This window comes from Agrobacterium leguminum, from assembly GCF_015704895.1.
In the GTDB taxonomy this organism is placed as follows: Bacteria; Pseudomonadota; Alphaproteobacteria; order Rhizobiales; family Rhizobiaceae; genus Agrobacterium; species Agrobacterium leguminum.
In genome coordinates this window covers 1-17,035 of record NZ_JADQWB010000019.1, presented here as the reverse complement: position 1 = coordinate 17,035, position 17,035 = coordinate 1, and the positions used below count along the sequence as shown (strand labels likewise).

Genomic DNA, 17,035 nt, shown 5'->3' with positions numbered 1-17,035 from the left:
GGGTATGGAGGATGTGATGAGTTTCAAGGCTGCCGCCATTCAGATGCGCTCCGGCGTCGATCCGGCAAGAAACGCCGCCGATATGGAACGGATGGTGCGTGCGGCTGCGGCCGAGGGCGCCGTTTATGTGCAGACCCCGGAAATGACGGGCGCGATCCAGAAGGACAGGCAGGCGCTGCGTGCGCAATTGCGGGATGACGACGGCGATATCATCGTTGCGACGGCCGCCCGTCTTGCCCGCGAACTCGGCATTCATGTCCATGTCGGCTCCACGGCCATTGCCCGCCCGGATGGCAAGATCGCCAATCGCGGTTTTCTCTTCGCGCCGGATGGTTCGCGCATCTGCAGCTATGACAAGATCCATATGTTCGATGTCGATCTCGACAATGGTGAAAGCTGGCGTGAAAGCGCTGCTTATCAACCCGGCGAAGTGGCGCGTATCGCCGAACTTCCGCTGGGGAAATTCGGCTTCGCAATCTGCTATGACGTCCGTTTCCCGCAGCTTTTCCGCGCGGAAGCGCTGGCAGGTGCTGAGGTTCTGACCGTTCCGGCGGCTTTCACACGACAGACGGGGGAGGCCCATTGGGAAATCCTGCTGCGTGCCCGCGCCATCGAAAACGGCGCTTTCGTCATCGCCGCCGCGCAGGCCGGCGTGCATGAGGACGGGCGGGAAACCTTCGGTCATTCCATCATCATCGACCCATGGGGCAAGGTTCTGGCCGTTGCCGGCGGCGCTGGCGAAGAGATCATCTTCGCCGAGATCGATACCTCGCTGGTGGCCGCCGCGCGCGGAAAAATTCCCAATCTCCGCAATGCCCGCGAGTTTGGTCTGGACACGGTTATTCCCCTGAAACCTGCCGGAGGTGAAGCGGCGTGATCCGTTATGCGCTGGCCTGTGAAAAGGGCCATGAGTTCGAAGGCTGGTTTGCCGGCAGCGACGATTTCGACGATCAGTTGCAGCGCGGTTTCCTGTCCTGTCCGGTCTGCAATTCCGTGCAGGTCTCCAAGCTGTTGATGGCGCCTTCGGTTTCCACCGCCCGCAAGAAAGACGAACGCCAGACGCTGGCCATGGATAGCGCCCGAAAAGAGGCGCTTGCGAAAATCCGCGAGGCCGTTGCCAATATCCGCGCCAATGCCGAAGATGTCGGCGATAAATTTCCGGAAGAAGCCCGCAAGATCCACTACGGCGAAGCGGATGAGCGCGGCATCATCGGCAATGCCTCGGCGCAGGACGCCAAGGCCCTGCTGGACGAGGGTATCGAGATCGCGCCGCTGCCGGTGCTGCCCGACGACGTCAACTGAACTTCTTTAGGACGACCTCACGCAAATAGCGTCCGGGATTACCCCTACGCCGGCCGCTTCGCCAGCATCATGTAGTTGACATCCATATCCGGCGAAAGATTCCAGCGATCCTGCAGCACGTTGTAAAAGACGCCGGTGCGGTGGATGATATCCATGCCGCTTGCCACCAGCGGCCGCTCGAGCTCTTCCGGGCGAACGAGCTTTTCATACTGGTGCGTGCCACGTGGCAGCCAGCGCAGCACGTTTTCGGCGGCAAAGATCGCCAGTGCCCGGGCTTTGAGCGTGCGGTTGATGGTGGCGGCGAACATCAGGCCGCCGGGGCGCACCATTTTAGCGCAGGTGGTGACGAAGAGATCGACATTGGCCACATGCTCGACCACCTCCATGTTGAGGATGACGTCGAAGGTTTCGCCGGCTTCCTGCAACTGCTCGGCAGTCACGGCGCGGTATTCGACGCTGACCCCGCTTTCGCGGGCATGGGTGGAGGCGATGCCGATATTCTTTTCCGAGGGATCGGCGCCCACCACATCCGCGCCCATGCGTGCAACGGGTTCGGAGAGAAGGCCGCCGCCGCAGCCGATATCCAATATGCGCAGCCCTTCCAGCGGGCGGTGCGCCTTCGGGTCGCGGCCGAAATTCTCGCAGATGCGGTTGCGGATATATTCGAGCCGCACCGGATTGAACTTGTGCAGCGGGCGGAACTTGCCGGTCGGGCTCCACCACTCCGCAGCCATCGCGGAGAAGCGATCCACTTCGCTCTGGTCGACGGTCGTCTGTGCGGTTTCGCTCATGGTTCTGCTCCATATTGCTGTTGCATTGAAGTCGGATGATTGTCCCCCGAAGTCAAGACCGGCGGTCCATTCCGGCGGCGATTTATCGGGCGCTGATTGCCGCAGGTGGAACTGATTGGATGCCTCGTTTGTTTCATGCTGCGTTCATGCAGAACCGCGTATTTTCCGGTCGTGGCAGTATGCGGAACGCATACTCGTCCATCGAACATGGTGGACGCTGACAAGGGCAAAGCGGGCCTTTGCTTGAGGAGAAAGAAGTGAAGAAAAAACTGTTTGGCGCAATTGCGCTGGTGGCCATGCTCGCCGCACCGGCACTTGCCGAAGCTGCGACGCGGGGTTTCGCCACCGCGAATGTGAATATGCGCTCCGGCCCGAGCACGGCCTATCCGGCCGTCGTGGTTATCCCGAACGGCGCGCCGCTCACCGTGCACGGCTGCCTTTCCGATACGCCTTGGTGCGATGTCTCGTTCGTGGGCGGTCGCGGCTGGGTGGCCGGGCGTTATATCGCCACGACCTACCGGCAGAACCGGGTCTATGTCGAACCGCGCTATTACCGCGATCTCGGCGTGCCGGTGATCACCTTCGAAGTCGGCCGTTATTGGGACCGCTATTATCGCGACCGCGACTTCTACCGCGAGCGCGACCGCTGGCGCCGTCCGCCGCCGTCCGGCGGTTACTGGAACGCCCCGCCGCCCCGCGCCGACTGGGATCGCCCGCGTCCGCGTGACGAGTGGCGTGACGGCCGCCGGGACGACTGGCGTGATGGTCGCCGCGACGAGTGGCGTGATCCCCGTCAGGGCGGCGGTCCGAATGACGGACGCTGGGAACGTCGTTACGGCGACTGGAACCAGGGTGACAGAAATCAGGACAGGCCGCGTCGCGACGACGACCGCCGCCGCTGGGAAGATGAAAACCGCGACCGCAACCGTCAGTTTAATCAGGATGATGGCCAGCGTCGCCCCGAGCGTCGTGTTCAACCTGAAGAACAACGGCGTCCCGAAGGTCGCGCTCCGTCACAGGAGCAGGTTCGTCCGCCCGAGCCGGCACCCCGGAGCTATCGTGCGTGTGATCCGGCCGATACGGAATGCCTGTCGAGACAATAAAACTTAGACTGGCGGGAATACTCGCCAGCTAAACATAGTTGATGAAAAAATGTCCCCGGTTTGTCGCCGGGGACATTGTCTCGTCTTGGAAGCACTTCCAGGATATCTCCGTAAAATTCCGAGTTTGGCGAGGCTGCGTACCCGCGCACTTTTCGGTTGCTCCCAGACTTTTGATCGACGTGTCGGTATGATCTTCCCGCTACTTCGCGGCGGCAGCCTTGCGCACACGGGCCTTGGGTTTTGCCGGGGCTTCCGCATTCGGTGCGGCTTCTGCAGCAGCGGCCTTGGGAGCGGCCTTCTTGCGCGTTGCGGGTTTCGTCGCTTCCGATGTCTTCAGCAGCGAAAATTCATGCTTGGCCTGTTCCCAATGGTGCGCGTCGCGCCCATGGGGGTGACCTTCCTTTTCCCAGAGTGTATATGCCCGTTTACTGATCCATTCGTGTTCCGAAACCTGCATGCTCGTCTCCCGTTGCTGTTTACAGCGCCTATGAGAAGGCGACATTCCGCTTTGGTCCGGCACACGCTCGACAGGAATCAATGCCGGCATTTCCAGAACCCATTACATGCCATGATTTTCCGGGCGTCAAGCAAACATGCTGCATTGCGAAAACGGATTTCTGGCATTTTCTGCCCGTTAAAGCGGTTTGAGCGAAAGACGTTCCCGCAGAACAAGATCAACGTTGCGTGATCGTGCCAGGGCCGCCAAGATGGCCGGATGAATGGGCAGCGGAGGAGGCGGTCTTGGAACAGAGAACGGAAGCGGATGCGCAGGTCATCGTCGAAAAACGGGGAGGGGCAGGCATCATTCGCCTCAACCGCCCGAAGGCCATCAACAGCCTGACCTTGCCGATGGTGCGCGACCTGTTTCAGGCGCTTCAGCGTTTCGAAGAGGATGCCGGTGTTTCCTGTGTGGTACTTACAGGGGAAGGCGACAGGGGGCTTTGCGCCGGGGGCGATGTCCGCATCATTCACGATCTCGGCAAGGCGGGCGACCCGCAGGTGCTTGATTTCTGGCGGGAAGAATTTCCGCTCAACTATCGCATTGCCCGCTTCGGCAAACCCTATATCGCGCTGATGGACGGCATCGTCATGGGCGGCGGTGTCGGCATTTCAGCCCATGGCAGCCACCGCATCGTCACGGAACGCACAAAACTCGCCATGCCGGAAACCGGCATCGGTTATTTCCCGGATGTCGGCGGCTCCTGGCTTTTGCCACGGGCGCCGGGCGAATGCGGCACCTGGCTGGGGTTGACGGGCAATGCCGTTACCGCTGCCGATGCCATCTATGCCGGTTTTGCCGACTATCTTGTTCCTTCGGACCGTCTCGAGGGGTTGGTCCAAGATCTGTCGCAAGCCGCGGATACAGACAGCATCGAGACGGTAATCGCGGCGCACGCCGTCGAGGCCGGTGAAGGCGTTTTATCCATAAATCGGGATATCATCGACGCGACATTCCGTTTCGAAACGGTCGAGGAGATTTTCGCCGCGCTTTCTGCGCGCCAGGATGCGTTTTCGCGCGAGACCCTCGAGGTCCTGCAAAAACGCTCCCCCACCAGTCTGAAACTGACCCTGAAGCTGCTACGCCTCGGCCGGGAAAGCGCGAGCCTCATCGAATGCCTGGAGCGGGAATTTGCCGCCGGCACGGAAATATTGCGCCAGCATGATTTTTACGAAGGTGTGCGCGCGGCGCTGGTCGACAAGGACCGCAATCCCCGCTGGCAACCGGCACGGCTGGAGGAGGTGAGGGAGGAGGACATTGCGCCTTATTTTGCCGCGCATTCCGGCAATCTGTTTCCCGATCACCGTCTTTAGGTCGGCGCAAAAGAAATCCGGCTTCTTGCCGTATATGAAATCATCGCCTTTGGAGCCGATATTCTTTGGGCGAAATTTCCAATCCGCGCGCCCGGAAAGCATGGCTGTTTCTCGCGGGCGTTGCCGCCGCCCGCTATGTTGAGCACCATTCGAATTGCCGGGGGTATTCATGAAACGTCTTCTCATTATCGGTACTGCCATTGCCGCTCTTTTTGCAGGTGCGGCGCAGGCGCAGTCTCCGACCACCATTCTCAACGCATCCTACGATGTCGCCCGCGAAGTTTTCGCGGCCGAGAACGAGGCGTTCATCAAGCTGCATCCGGGCGTCACCGTCGACCAGTCGCATGCCGGCACCTCCAAGCAGGCGCGCGCCATCGTCGAGGGTCTGGAAGCCGATGTCGTCACCTTCAATCAGGTCACCGATGTCGATTTTCTGGTGAAGCAGGGCTTCGTTTCCGCCGACTGGAAGAAGGATTTTGCGAACGACGCATCGCCCTTCTATTCCTTCCCGTCCTTCCTCGTGCGCGCCGGCAATCCCAAGGGTATCAAGGACTGGGACGATCTTGCCCGCGACGATGTGAAGATCGTCTTCCCCAATCCGAAGACCTCGGGTAATGCCCGTTACACCTATCTCGCCGCCACGGCTTACGCCAAGGAGAAGTTCAACGGCGACGACGCGAAGGTTCAGGCATTCGTCAAGAAAATCTTCGACAATACGCCGGTGTTCGACACGGGAGGCCGTGCCGCCACCACCACCTTCGTTGAGCGTGAAATCGGCGACGTGCTGATCACCTTCGAAGCCGAGACCCGCGGCATCGCCAAGCAATATGGCGCAGACAAGGTGGAAGGCGTCGTGCCCTCCGTCAGCCTGCTGGCCGAATTCCCGGTGGCCGTGGTGGACAAGGTCGTCGACAAGCGCGGCTCGCGCGATCTGGCGAAGAGCTATCTCGACTTCCTCTATACCGAGGAAGGCCAGCGCATCGCCGCCGAATTCGGCCACCGCGTCCACAATGAAAAGGTCGTCGGCGAATTCAAGGACAAGTTCCCTGCTATTCGCCTCGTCAACGTCGATGATGTCTTCGGCGGCTGGGACAAAATCCAGAAAGAGCATTTTGCATCCGGCGCGACGCTTGATACGCTTTACGGCAGCCGTTAATCACAGCGATACGCAACAGGTAAAAGACCCGGCGGGAAACCGCCGGGTCGCTTTTTGATGAATGGGGGCGGGGTTTGAAGCGGAATGTTCTGCCGGGGCTGAAATTGTCCCTTGGCGTTACCCTGACTTACGTTGCCATCATCGTGCTTCTGCCGCTCTCGGCATTGGTGTTCAAGGCGGCAAGCCTCGGCCCTGCCGAATATTGGTCGATCATCTCGTCGCCGCGCGCCGTGGCCAGTTATCGTGTTACCGTGCTCTGCGCGCTCGCCGCCACGCTGTTCAACGTCATCTTCGGGCTGGCGCTCGCTTGGGTGCTGACGCGTTACCGTTTTCCCGGCTGGCGCATCGTCGATGCCATCGTCGATCTGCCTTTTGCGCTTCCGACCGCCGTTGCCGGCATTGCGCTGACGACACTGTTCGCAGGTAATGGCTGGTTCGGCTCGGTGCTTTCGCAATTCGGCATCAAGGTGGCTTACACGCCGCTCGGCATCATGGTGGCGATGGCCTTTACCAGCCTGCCATTCATTGTGCGTACCGTGCAGCCGGTGCTGGAAGACCTCGATCCGGCGCTGGAGGAAGCGGCGCAGTCGCTCGGCGGTTCCGATCTCGAAATTTTCCGCAAGATCATCCTGCCGCTGTTGACGCCGGCGCTTTTGGCGGGTCTGTCGCTGTCCTTCGCCCGCAGCCTCGGCGAATTCGGGGCGATCATCTTCATCGCCGGCAATCAGCCGTTTTCGACGGAAATCACGGCGCTGCTGATCTTCATCCGGCTGGAGGAATATGACTATCAGGCCGCCGCCGCCATCGCCTCCGTGCTGCTCATCACCGCCTTCGTGATGCTGGCGGTAACCAATTATCTGCAGGCGCGCGCGCTTCGTTATACGGTGAAGGGCTGAGAGATGAGCGTCGTTTCGTCACATCGCAAACCGCCACGCGTCGGCGACTCGCCTCTCGTTCGCCGCAGCCTGATTTCTTTTGTGCTGGTCATCGGCGCCCTGTTGGTCCTGGCGCCGCTTATCATCATCGGCGTCGAGGCGTTTTCGCAGGGCTGGAAGGCCTATACGGCCACCATCACCCATCCCGATACCCGCCACGCCATCATGCTGACGGTGCTGACGGCGCTGATCGCCGTGCCGGTCAATACGGCCTTCGGTGTTGCGGCCGCATGGGCGATCACCAAGTTCGATTTCCCCGGTCGACGCTTCCTGCTGGTGCTGATCGAGATACCCTTCTCCATCTCGCCCATCGTCGCCGGTGTCGCCTATCTCTTCGTTTACGGCCTGCAGGGGCTTTTCGGCCCGTTCCTCGATGCGCATGACATCAAGATACTTTTTGCGCTGCCCGGCATCGTCATCGCCTCGATGTTCGTCACCGCACCTTTCGTGGCGCGGGAACTTATCCCGCTGATGCAGGCGCAGGGCCGCGATCTGGAAGAGGCGGCGACCTCGCTTGGCGCATCCGGCTGGCGCACTTTCTTTTCGGTCACCTTGCCGAATATCAAATGGGCGCTGCTTTACGGCGTCGTGCTGTGCAACGCCCGCGTGATGGGCGAGTTCGGCGCGGTATCGGTCGTATCGGGCAATATTCGCGGCCAGACCAACACGCTGCCGCTGCATATCGAGCTGCTTTACCACGACTACCAGACGGCCGGCGCTTTTGCCTCGGCCTCGATCCTCGCCACCCTCGCCGTCGTCACCATCATCGCCAAGGTGGCGCTGGAACGGCGCGGTGCCGGGCGCGGGGCCAAGAAGACCAACGGCGATGCCGCCATCGCCACGGAGACCTGATTCCCATGAAAATCCGCCTCGAAAATGTGGTGAAGACCTTCGATACCTTCCGCGCCGTGCGCGATGTTTCGCTGGATATCGAAAGCGGCGAGCTTCTGGCGCTGCTCGGTCCCTCAGGCTCCGGCAAGACCACGATTTTGCGCATGGTTGCCGGTCTCGAATATAGCGATGGCGGCCGTATCTTTTTCGGCGACGAGGACGCCACCAATATTCCGGTGCGGGACCGCGGCGTCGGTTTCGTGTTCCAGCACTACGCGCTCTTTCCGCATATGACCCTGCATCAAAACATCGCTTTCGGCATGAAGGTCTCGAAGGTGAAGCGGGACAAGGCGGCAATCGATGCCCGCGTCGAAGAGCTTCTGCGGCTGGTGAAGCTCGATGGCCTGGGCGACCGTTTTCCGGCGCAGATTTCCGGCGGCCAGCGGCAGCGCGTGGCGCTGGCGCGTGCGCTTTCGGTCGATCCGAAGGTGCTTCTGCTCGATGAGCCCTTCGGGGCGCTGGACGCCAATGTACGCCGCGACCTGCGCCGCTGGCTGCGCGAGATTCACGATTCGCTCGGCATCACCACGATTTTCGTGACGCATGACCAGGAAGAGGCGCTCGATCTTGCCGACCGTGTTGTCATCCTCAATCAGGGCGAGATCGTACAGCAGGGCACGCCGAAGGAGGTCTGCCGCCAGCCGAACAGCGCCTTCGTCATGCGCTTTCTGGGCGATACCAACCGGGTGTCCGGCGTGGCGCGTGGCGGCAAGGTCTATGTCGGCGATAACGAGCTGCCTTTCTCCTATGCTCAAGGCGACGGCGCGGTGGACATCTATGCCCGCCCCGGCGATCTGGAGTGGGAAGATCTGCATGAGGGCATTCCGGCCTCTGTGGCGCGGGTTCTCGACCGCGCGGGCGAGCGCCGGGTGATCGCCAGCACCGATGGCGGCGACCTTCTGGAATTCGACGTGCCGCCGGAAAACGATGTCGCCGCCGGAGACCGCGGTTCCGTCATCATCCGCCGGGCGAAGATTTTCCCGGCGGCTTGAGCCGCTATCAGCCCAGAAGCTCGAAGGCGCTTTCTGCCACAAGCTTGCCGTTGATCGTCAGGTCGACCTTGTGGATGCCGGGATAGTGCTTGCGGGTCGTGAAATCGCGTATGGCGCGGCTGATCGACAGCGCGCATGTCTCGCCGGGCTGAAGTTCGATCTCTTTCCACTTGAAGACTTTCGCGGAGGCGTCGCCGCTCTTCTTCACGTAGTGGACGGCGTAGTCGATCACCAGTTTCTGCGGCCGTTTCGCTGTCGAGGTGAAGGAGGCTGAAATCCGCACCGGATTGCCGAGTGCGATTTTCTCCGGCGTAACCTGAAACGCCGTCAGCGCGATTTCCGCTTCTTCATGCGCGCCGAGATGGGCAAGTGCGGCGGCATCGCCCTTCTTGATCAATGTGCGCAGGGCCTGCCGCGTGATCCAGCGTGTATGCGGATTGTCCTTCGGCCATGCATCGATCAGCGCCAGCACGAAAGCGGGATTGTCCTTGGTGATGTCGTTCAGATGATTGGCGACGGATTTGCGCACATAAAGCGCCTCGTCGGCTTTCATGGCGTCGAGGATTGCGGTGACCGGCGAGGGATCGTCGATGAGAGGTTTGAGCTGGAACGACCATGGCAGGCGGGGCCGGCAGCCTTCGCTCGCCAGCCGCCGCACATGTTCGTTTTCGTGCCGCGACCATGTTTCCATCACGGCGAGGGTGCGGGCCATATCCTTCTGCAAAAAATGACGGATGGCGAATTCAGAGGAGCCGAAGCGGGTGAAATAATGCAGCGCTTCCATGGAGAGGTCGAAATCATCGAGGCCGTAGAGCGCCACATATTCCGGCAGCGAAATGGAGGCGAAACCGTTGCCGATGCCCGGCGCTGCGGCGGTCAGGATTTCGATGTTGCGGGCATAGTCGCCGGGAAGCGTCGCATGCAGGCTCGTTGCCACCTGCCGCATGCGCTGCATGATGCCCAGCGCTTCGAGGTTTTCGGTGGCGAGCGCCATGAAGGCGGAAACGTCAAATGGCGGATGAACAGCCTTGGTCTCATCGGCGATATGCCGCAGTTTCTCGCGGTTGAAGATTTCCTTCAGTGCCGGTGCCGCCGCGTCGCTCATATCGCCCTCAAGGTTCACTTTTTGTTCTTTTAGGGCAGAAGGAGGCTATAGGCAAGAAGGCTGAACAACGATCGGAGGTGAGAATGGATCGAGTGAGCGCGACTTTCGCCTTCTCCCCGAGGGGAAGAAGGTCGCGGCAGCGGGATGAGGGGGTGCGCGCAGAGATATGCGGAGAGCTTGCCCCCTCATGTGACCCTTCGGGCCATCTTCTCCCCGGTGGGGAGAAGAAATTTCGGAACACTCAGCTCATCTGGCTGACGAATTTGGTCTCCAGATAGGCTTGAACCGCTTCCGAGCCGCCTTCCGTGCCATAACCGGAATCCTTGATGCCGCCGAAGGGGACTTCCGGAAGCGCAAGGCCGTTGTGGTTGATGGTCAGCATGCCGGCCTCGACCTGTTGGCCGAGCGCGTGGGCGGTTTTGACCGAGCCGGTGAAGGCATAGGATGCGAGGCCGAAGGGCAGGCGGTTCGCCTCGTCGATGGCGTCATCGAAGCTCGAGAAGCGGTTGATGATGGCGACGGGGCCGAAGGGTTCGTCATTCATGATTTTGGCGGTGGTCGGCACGTTGGCGAGAACCGTCGGCTCGAAGAAATTGCCCTTGTTGCCGATGCGGCGACCGCCGGTCTTCAATTCTGCGCCATGGGAAACGGCGTCGTTGATGAGGCCTTCCAGCGCCGGAATACGGCGCTCATTGGCGAGCGGTCCCATGATGACCCCGTCTTCCAGCCCGTTGCCGACCTTGATGGCCTTCGTCGCTTCCACGAAACCTTCAAGGAAACGGTCGGCCACGCCGTCCTGCACGAGGAAGCGGGTGGGGGCGACACAGACCTGGCCGGCATTGCGGAACTTGGCAAGCGAGGTGACTTCGATTGCCTTGTCGATATCGGCGTCGTTAAAGATCATCACCGGCGCATGGCCGCCGAGCTCCATCGTGGCGCGCTTCATGTGCTTGCCGGCAAGTGCGGCCAGATGTTTGCCGATGGGGGTGGAGCCGGTGAAGGAAATCTTGCGGATAACCGGATGCGGGATCAGATATTCCGAAATCTCGGAGGGAACGCCGTAAACGAGGCCGATGACGCCCGCCGGCACGCCCGCATCCACGAAGGCGCGGATCAGTTCGGCCGGCGATGCGGGTGTTTCCTCCGGCGCCTTGACGATGATGGAGCAGCCCGTGGCAAGCGCTGCGGAAAGCTTGCGGACGATCTGGTTGATCGGGAAGTTCCACGGCGTAAACGCCGCGACGGGACCGACCGGCAGCTTGATGGCAAGCTGCGAAACGCCGGTTGCGCGCGCCGGGATGACCTGGCCATAGGTGCGGCGTGCTTCTTCCGCGAACCAGTCGATGGTGTCGGCGGCGCCCATGACCTCGGTGCCCGATTGCGCCAGCGGCTTGCCCTGTTCGCGGGTCATGATGTAGGCGATCTTGTCCTTGCGCTCGCGCAGAATATCGGCCGCCCTGCGCATGATCTTCGAGCGCTCGAAGGGCGAGGTGTCGCGCCACACCTTGAAACCGCGCTCGGCAGCGGCAAGCGCCAGATCGAGGTCTTCCTTCTCGGCATGCGCAATCGCGCCGATGATCTCGTCGGTTGCCGGATCGGACACGGCGATCGTCTTGCCGGAAACGGCGTCTCGCCATTCGCCATCAATGAGAAGTTTGATGTCGGGATAGGTGTGCATAGGGGCTACCTTCATGATGCGGCCGATACGGCGAAATGCCGTCCGGCCCGGAGACGTGAACAGAATTTTCCTGGCCGGACGATGTCCGGCATCGCGGCTTTCGCTGCGCGGAACATGTGTCTGGATATTTCCGACGGGGGCTTCTGGAGTTGTCGGAAACGGAAACGACAGCCTTTATATTAAGGTCCGGGCGGTATGTTTCAACCGTGCGCTCCGGCAATCGCCATGATTTTTCCGTGACGCAGAATTTGCCATTCGTCATTTCAATCTGGCACGCGGACGGGGCGTTGCTTATCCGGCTGCCTCAGGCGAATCAGATGCAGCTGCGCGACGACGGAAAGGCTCTCGCCACAATTCGGCCTTTGTCGCACCTGACGAATTATCGGGAGGGGTCTCCGGAGCTTGTCGCTTGTGTCATAATGGGACACGTGGCCTGAAAAAATACAATAAGACGGAAAACTTATCCAAAGGGTTTACTCAAAACCTAGAGAAAATACGGATAAAATCTCACTGAGGATATAACATCCATTCCTGATATATATTGCTAGCGTCGGTTCCCTTGACCTTCAAAGGTTGGTGAAAACCCTCGACCTGAACGTTATCGATGGAGAAAAAGTATGAGTTTCGCCCGGGTACTTCTCAGTGCGTTCTTGTCGCTCGCGTGGCTTTCCTGTGCCGAAGCTGGCGAAATTGCCAAACCGCAAGGAAAACCGATATTAACCATATCCGGAAACATCGCCAATACGAATGGCGAGGGCGCCGCGGTATTTGATCGTGACATGCTGGAAGCGCTCGGCATGGTGACGGTGGAGACGACAACGCCCTGGCATGATGGCCGAGTCCGTTTCGATGGTGTTTCGCTGGCAAAATTGATGGATGTCGTCGGCGCAAAGGGCACCAGCGTCACGGCAGTCGCTCTCAACGATTATGTCAGCACGATACCGATTGAAGATTTTAAGAAATTTAACGTTATTCTGGCGATCAAGCTGGATGGCAATTACATGACAGTTCGCGAAAAAGGCCCGTTGTTCGTCATCTATCCCTATGACAGCGATCCGGAGCTGCAGAAGCAGACCTATTATTCGCGGTCCGCATGGCAAGTTGCCAAACTGATAGTGGAATAAAGGTGCCGTTTGCGAAAACTTGTGGCGGTGATCATCTGTTGCTTCGTCCTGGCAACGGGCTATATCGCTTTCGTCATTGCCGAGCGGCAGACCGCTCTGCAGAAATTCGCCCGCTACAATGATTCCTGGGCCGTCAGCCAGACCGTAGCCGAATATCTGCGCCTCCAGAACAAGCTGGCCGTGTTCGCGCTCAATCCCGGCAAGATCGACCGGGATGAGCTGCAACTGCGCCTGGACATCATGCTGAGCCGGCTTGAGCTTTTGAAGCAGGGCAATCTCGGGGCCTTCATCAATGAAAAACAGCAGTGGCGGGATCTCGTAACCCGCCTCGATGCTGTTCTGGCCCGTCTCGAGCAGCAGGTGAACAACCTCAATCCGGCCGAGGTTCCGGATCTGCTGGCGACGATGAGCGCGCTTGATGCGCCGATGACGACGCTTGCCTCGTCTTCCGTCGCTTATGACGTCAATCTGATCGATACGGCCCATGAGGATGTGCGCAAGCTGCATATCGTCTATACCGCGCTGGCGGGCGGCCTCATCCTGTGCGGTATTGCGCTTGTCATATTACTGCTTCGCCAGAACGATCTTCTGAACCGCGCGCAGAAAAGCATGCGCGGCCTGACGGACGATCTGCGTGCCGCAACGCTGGAATTGCAGGCGAAGAATGTCCGGCTCGAACACGACGCCTATCATGACGCGCTGACGGGACTGCCGAACCGCGCGCTGTTCCGGCAGGAACTGATCGAGAGGTTGCGCCGATCCTTCGGCGGGACGGGAACGACAGCCATCCTCCTGCTCGATCTTGATGGGTTCAAGGACGTCAACGACACGCTCGGCCACGATGCCGGCGATGCGCTGCTTCAGGCCGTGGCGCAGCGCCTCTCGGGCATCGGCGGCGACTACGACATGGTCTGCCGTCTGGGCGGCGACGAATTTGCCGTCGTCTCCGACGATCTGAACGAGGATGCCGCCCGGCGTCTTGCCACCAAGCTCATCGACCAGATCAGCCGCACCTACCAGCTCGGCGAGCAGGAAGTCAAAATCGGCACCTGCATCGGCATCGCCATATCGCACGGCGCCGTCGATGCGGATGAATTGTTCAAGCGCGCGGATCTGGCGCTTTATGAGGCGAAAGCCATCGGCCCCGGCCGGGCGAGCGTTTTCAAGGTCCGCATGCAGAAGCAGCTGACCGAGAAGAAATCCTTCGAGGCCGACCTGCAAACCGCGTTGCAGAACGACGAGATGGAAGTCTATTACCAGCCGCAGGTGGCGACGCAGACACGCAAGCTTTGCGGCTTCGAGGCGTTGCTGCGCTGGAAACATCCGGTGCGGGGCGATGTGCCGCCCAGCGTGTTCATTCCCGTGGCGGAAAGAACCGGTCTCATCCATTCGCTCGGAAAATGGGTGATGGAGACCGCCTGCCGCGAGGCGATGGGCTGGGACGAGGACATGAAGGTGGCGGTCAATCTGTCGCCGGTTCAGTTCCACAGCACCAGTCTCATCCAGAACGTCATGGGCGCACTTGAGAAAAGCGGGCTGGAACCCAGCCGGCTCGAGCTTGAAATCACCGAATCGATCCTGCTCAACAAGAGCGACCAGACGATCAACACGCTGTCGCGCCTGAAGGCCGTCGGCATCCAGATCGCCATGGATGATTTTGGCACAGGTTATTCATCGCTCGCCAATTTGCGCGGCGTGCCCTTCGACAAGATCAAGATCGACCGCTCGTTCCTGCGCGATATCACCAGCGACCGCGACGCGCTGGCGATCGTTGAATTCGTGGTCGGCGTCGGCCGCAGTCTGCGGATGACGACGATTGCGGAAGGTATCGAGACGGAAGAGCAATATGAATGCGTCAGGCGTCTCGGCTGCGATCAGGTTCAGGGATATCTGATCAGCAGACCGTTGCCGGCCAAGGAGCTTGTGGCCTGGAGTTCCGTCTGAGACGCCCTGTTTTGGCGGCGGCCGTATCTTGAATTTTTACCACGTCATAGCGTTGCTTGCGAAAACCGATACCGGTTGCCGCAACGATGCTGTAGAGCATTCCCGGTCGATATGGGATTATTGCGACAAAGCGGCCGGGTTTTGCGAAAAGGCTTGAGACATGGAAATACTGGACGTGCATGGAGTTGCCCTTCCCCTCTCTTCCGATGAGGTGTCGCCGGTCATCTGGCAGGCGCTGACCGACGGCAGCTATGAGGCGAAAGAGGCCCGCAGCGTCCTGAAAGCCATCAAGCCCGGCGATCGCGTGCTGGAGCTGGGCTCCGGTATCGGGATCATCACCTCGATCATCGCCGGCATCGAGGATGTTTCCGTCTGGGCCTTCGAGGCCAACCCCTCCACTGCGGCGCTGGCAGAGCGGGTAATCAAGGCCAATTGCCGCGGCAATGTCGTGTTTTCACAGGGGCTTCTCACCGCCGACGAGCCGAGCTCCTATCCTTTTTATGTCCGCAGGGATCTCTGGATGTCGTCCATGGACGAAAATCAGGGCCCCTATGAAAAACGCATCGAAATTTCCTCCGCCAATATCGATGAATTTATCGCCAGCCGGGGCATCACCGCGCTCGTGATGGATATCGAGGGTGCGGAACGCGATCTGCTCGGCAGGGCCGATCTGACCGGCGTGGAGCGGATATTCGTGGAGCTGCACGACCATCTTTACGGTCTCGCCGGGGTTCGCGATATCATGCAGGCGCTGACCGCCAAGGGATATGCCTATGATCCGCGCGGTTCACGCGGGCCCTGTGTCCTGTTCTCGAAGGACGAGAGCCCGAGAGAATACGATCCCGAGGTGGACTGAGGCCGCGTCGAATTCACGGAACCGTCCGCCCTCCATCCCCGTTCTCATACTTGCATGAGGGCGCGGAGCGGGTCGACACATGTGCCGGAATGGTATGCGGGTAGAGAAGATAATTTCATAAACGGCAATTCATTCTCAATTATTGTTGCAATTGTTGCAACCGTTATCCTGCGTCATCATCCCTCCATCAAACCGGCGCACAACAGGCTGCGCCGGAGATGCCAACGCAACCGAAGGAGTAACGATCATGGGCTTTGTTAAGACGACAGACGGAACCGAAATCTTCTACAAGGACTGGGGCCCGAAGGATGCCCAGCCGATCATGTTCCACCATGGCTGGCCGCTCTCGTCCGATGACTGGGATGCGCAGATGCTGTTCTTCGTTTCCAAGGGTTTTCGCGTCGTCGCCCATGACCGCCGTGGCCATGGCCGTTCCGCCCAGGTTGCCGACGGTCATGACATGGATCACTACGCCGCCGACGCCTTTGCCGTCGTCGAAGCTCTCGATCTGAAGAACGCCGTCCATATCGGCCATTCCACCGGCGGTGGCGAAGTCGCCCGTTATGTCGCAAAACATGGCGAACCCGCCGGCCGTGTCGCCAAGGCGGTTCTCGTTTCCGCCGTGCCGCCGCTGATGCTCAAGACTGCGGCCAATCCGGAAGGCCTGCCGATGGAGGTTTTTGACGGCTTCCGCTCGTCGCTCGCCGCAAACCGCGCGCAATTCTTCCGCGATGTCCCGGCCGGTCCGTTCTATGGCTTCAACCGCGATGGCGCGACCGTTCATGAAGGCGTTATCCAGAACTGGTGGCGTCAGGGCATGATGGGCGGCGCAAAGGCTCATTATGACGGCATCAAGGCCTTCTCGGAAACCGACCAGACCGAAGACCTGAAGAATATCAGCGTTCCGACGCTGGTGCTGCATGGCGAAGACGACCAGATCGTGCCGATTGCCGACTCCGCACTGAAATCGGTGAAGCTGTTGAAAAACGGTACGCTGAAGACCTATCCCGGCTTCTCGCACGGTATGCTCACCGTCAATGCCGATGTGCTGAACGCCGATCTTCTGGCTTTCATCAAGGCTTGATCTTTGGGCGAAAAGAAATACGGCCTAATATGAGGCCGTATTTCGGGATTGGTCCACAACCTGTCCCGCATACGCAACGTCATCCTCGGGCTTGACCCGAGAATCCACAGCCGCACTAAGAATGGATCCTCGGGTCAAGTGTACAGCCCGGAGACATAGTTGACAGATGTTCGGAGACATCCCTGACACTTTTTCTGCTTGGCGGAGGAGTGTCGGGATGGCTTGGCGGGAGATTTCTGTCATGGATCAACGCACAGAGTTT

General features: G+C 60.0%; 16 protein-coding genes. 12 read left to right on the top strand and 4 right to left on the bottom strand.

The annotated features are described in order from the left end of the window. The first annotated feature begins 16 nt into the window (after positions 1-16). Positions 17-877, top strand: a complete 861-nt coding sequence (locus tag I3J13_RS21355; RefSeq protein ID WP_196380149.1) for a carbon-nitrogen hydrolase family protein — start codon at positions 17-19, stop codon at positions 875-877. Beyond that, the gene (locus I3J13_RS21350; protein ID WP_059753574.1) at positions 874-1,302 is read left to right on the top strand and encodes a DUF1178 family protein; all 429 of its coding nucleotides are present in this window, start codon (positions 874-876) and stop codon (positions 1,300-1,302) included. The genes I3J13_RS21355 and I3J13_RS21350 overlap by 4 nt, the downstream gene beginning before the upstream one ends. A 44-nt stretch (positions 1,303-1,346) precedes the next feature. Here the strand turns inward: I3J13_RS21350 and ubiG are convergent, their stop codons facing one another. Next, the gene (gene ubiG, locus I3J13_RS21345; RefSeq protein ID WP_196380148.1) at positions 1,347-2,093 is read right to left on the bottom strand and encodes a bifunctional 2-polyprenyl-6-hydroxyphenol methylase/3-demethylubiquinol 3-O-methyltransferase UbiG; all 747 of its coding nucleotides are present in this window, start codon (positions 2,091-2,093) and stop codon (positions 1,347-1,349) included. Positions 2,094-2,350: 257 nt separating this feature from the next. On the opposite strand from ubiG, the gene I3J13_RS21340 reads away from it, so the two are divergent. After that, positions 2,351-3,196 carry an SH3 domain-containing protein gene (locus I3J13_RS21340; protein ID WP_196380147.1) on the top strand — a complete coding sequence of 282 codons (846 nt, stop codon included), beginning with the start codon at positions 2,351-2,353 and terminating at the stop codon, positions 3,194-3,196. Between the two features lie 199 nt (positions 3,197-3,395). Here the strand turns inward: I3J13_RS21340 and I3J13_RS21335 are convergent, their stop codons facing one another. Further along, positions 3,396-3,653, bottom strand: a complete 258-nt coding sequence (locus I3J13_RS21335; RefSeq protein WP_196380146.1) for a DUF2934 domain-containing protein — start codon at positions 3,651-3,653, stop codon at positions 3,396-3,398. 284 nt (positions 3,654-3,937) lie between these two features. On the opposite strand from I3J13_RS21335, the gene I3J13_RS21330 reads away from it, so the two are divergent. The 5 genes from I3J13_RS21330 (at position 3,938) to I3J13_RS21310 (ending at position 8,982) form a co-directional block, all read left to right on the top strand. Then, a complete protein-coding gene (locus I3J13_RS21330; RefSeq protein WP_196380145.1) occupies positions 3,938-5,008 on the top strand; it encodes an enoyl-CoA hydratase/isomerase family protein in 1,071 nt (356 codons plus the stop codon). 169 nt (positions 5,009-5,177) lie between these two features. After that, positions 5,178-6,164 carry a thiosulfate ABC transporter substrate-binding protein CysP gene (cysP, locus tag I3J13_RS21325; protein ID WP_035264351.1) on the top strand — a complete coding sequence of 329 codons (987 nt, stop codon included), beginning with the start codon at positions 5,178-5,180 and terminating at the stop codon, positions 6,162-6,164. Between the two features lie 74 nt (positions 6,165-6,238). Next, on the top strand, positions 6,239-7,060 hold the full coding sequence (cysT, locus tag I3J13_RS21320; protein WP_196380144.1) for a sulfate ABC transporter permease subunit CysT: 822 nt from the start codon (positions 6,239-6,241) through the stop codon (positions 7,058-7,060). A gap of 3 nt (positions 7,061-7,063) precedes the next feature. Next, the gene (cysW, locus tag I3J13_RS21315; protein ID WP_196380143.1) at positions 7,064-7,951 is read left to right on the top strand and encodes a sulfate ABC transporter permease subunit CysW; all 888 of its coding nucleotides are present in this window, start codon (positions 7,064-7,066) and stop codon (positions 7,949-7,951) included. 5 nt (positions 7,952-7,956) lie between these two features. Beyond that, positions 7,957-8,982, top strand: a complete 1,026-nt coding sequence (locus I3J13_RS21310; RefSeq protein ID WP_196380142.1) for a sulfate/molybdate ABC transporter ATP-binding protein — start codon at positions 7,957-7,959, stop codon at positions 8,980-8,982. Between the two features lie 7 nt (positions 8,983-8,989). Here the strand turns inward: I3J13_RS21310 and I3J13_RS21305 are convergent, their stop codons facing one another. Further along, positions 8,990-10,087: a DNA alkylation repair protein gene (locus I3J13_RS21305; protein WP_196380141.1), complete on the bottom strand. Its 1,098-nt coding sequence runs from the start codon at positions 10,085-10,087 to the stop codon at positions 8,990-8,992. A 241-nt stretch (positions 10,088-10,328) separates the two neighbouring features. After that, the gene (locus I3J13_RS21300) at positions 10,329-11,765 is read right to left on the bottom strand and encodes an NAD-dependent succinate-semialdehyde dehydrogenase (protein WP_196380140.1); all 1,437 of its coding nucleotides are present in this window, start codon (positions 11,763-11,765) and stop codon (positions 10,329-10,331) included. A 617-nt stretch (positions 11,766-12,382) separates the two neighbouring features. Between I3J13_RS21300 and I3J13_RS21295 the strand changes: the two genes are divergently transcribed. The 4 genes from I3J13_RS21295 (at position 12,383) to I3J13_RS21280 (ending at position 16,773) form a co-directional block, all read left to right on the top strand. Further along, positions 12,383-12,889 carry a putative pterin-binding protein gene (locus I3J13_RS21295; RefSeq protein WP_003522565.1) on the top strand — a complete coding sequence of 169 codons (507 nt, stop codon included), beginning with the start codon at positions 12,383-12,385 and terminating at the stop codon, positions 12,887-12,889. 21 nt (positions 12,890-12,910) lie between these two features. Next, positions 12,911-14,833 carry a putative bifunctional diguanylate cyclase/phosphodiesterase gene (locus I3J13_RS21290; protein WP_233283561.1) on the top strand — a complete coding sequence of 641 codons (1,923 nt, stop codon included), beginning with the start codon at positions 12,911-12,913 and terminating at the stop codon, positions 14,831-14,833. A gap of 160 nt (positions 14,834-14,993) precedes the next feature. Beyond that, positions 14,994-15,689: an FkbM family methyltransferase gene (locus I3J13_RS21285; RefSeq protein WP_003522567.1), complete on the top strand. Its 696-nt coding sequence runs from the start codon at positions 14,994-14,996 to the stop codon at positions 15,687-15,689. Between the two features lie 247 nt (positions 15,690-15,936). Continuing rightward, positions 15,937-16,773 (top strand): alpha/beta fold hydrolase, encoded by an 837-nt coding sequence (locus I3J13_RS21280; protein ID WP_196380139.1) that lies wholly within the window; start codon positions 15,937-15,939, stop codon positions 16,771-16,773. Positions 16,774-17,035 lie beyond the last annotated feature (262 nt).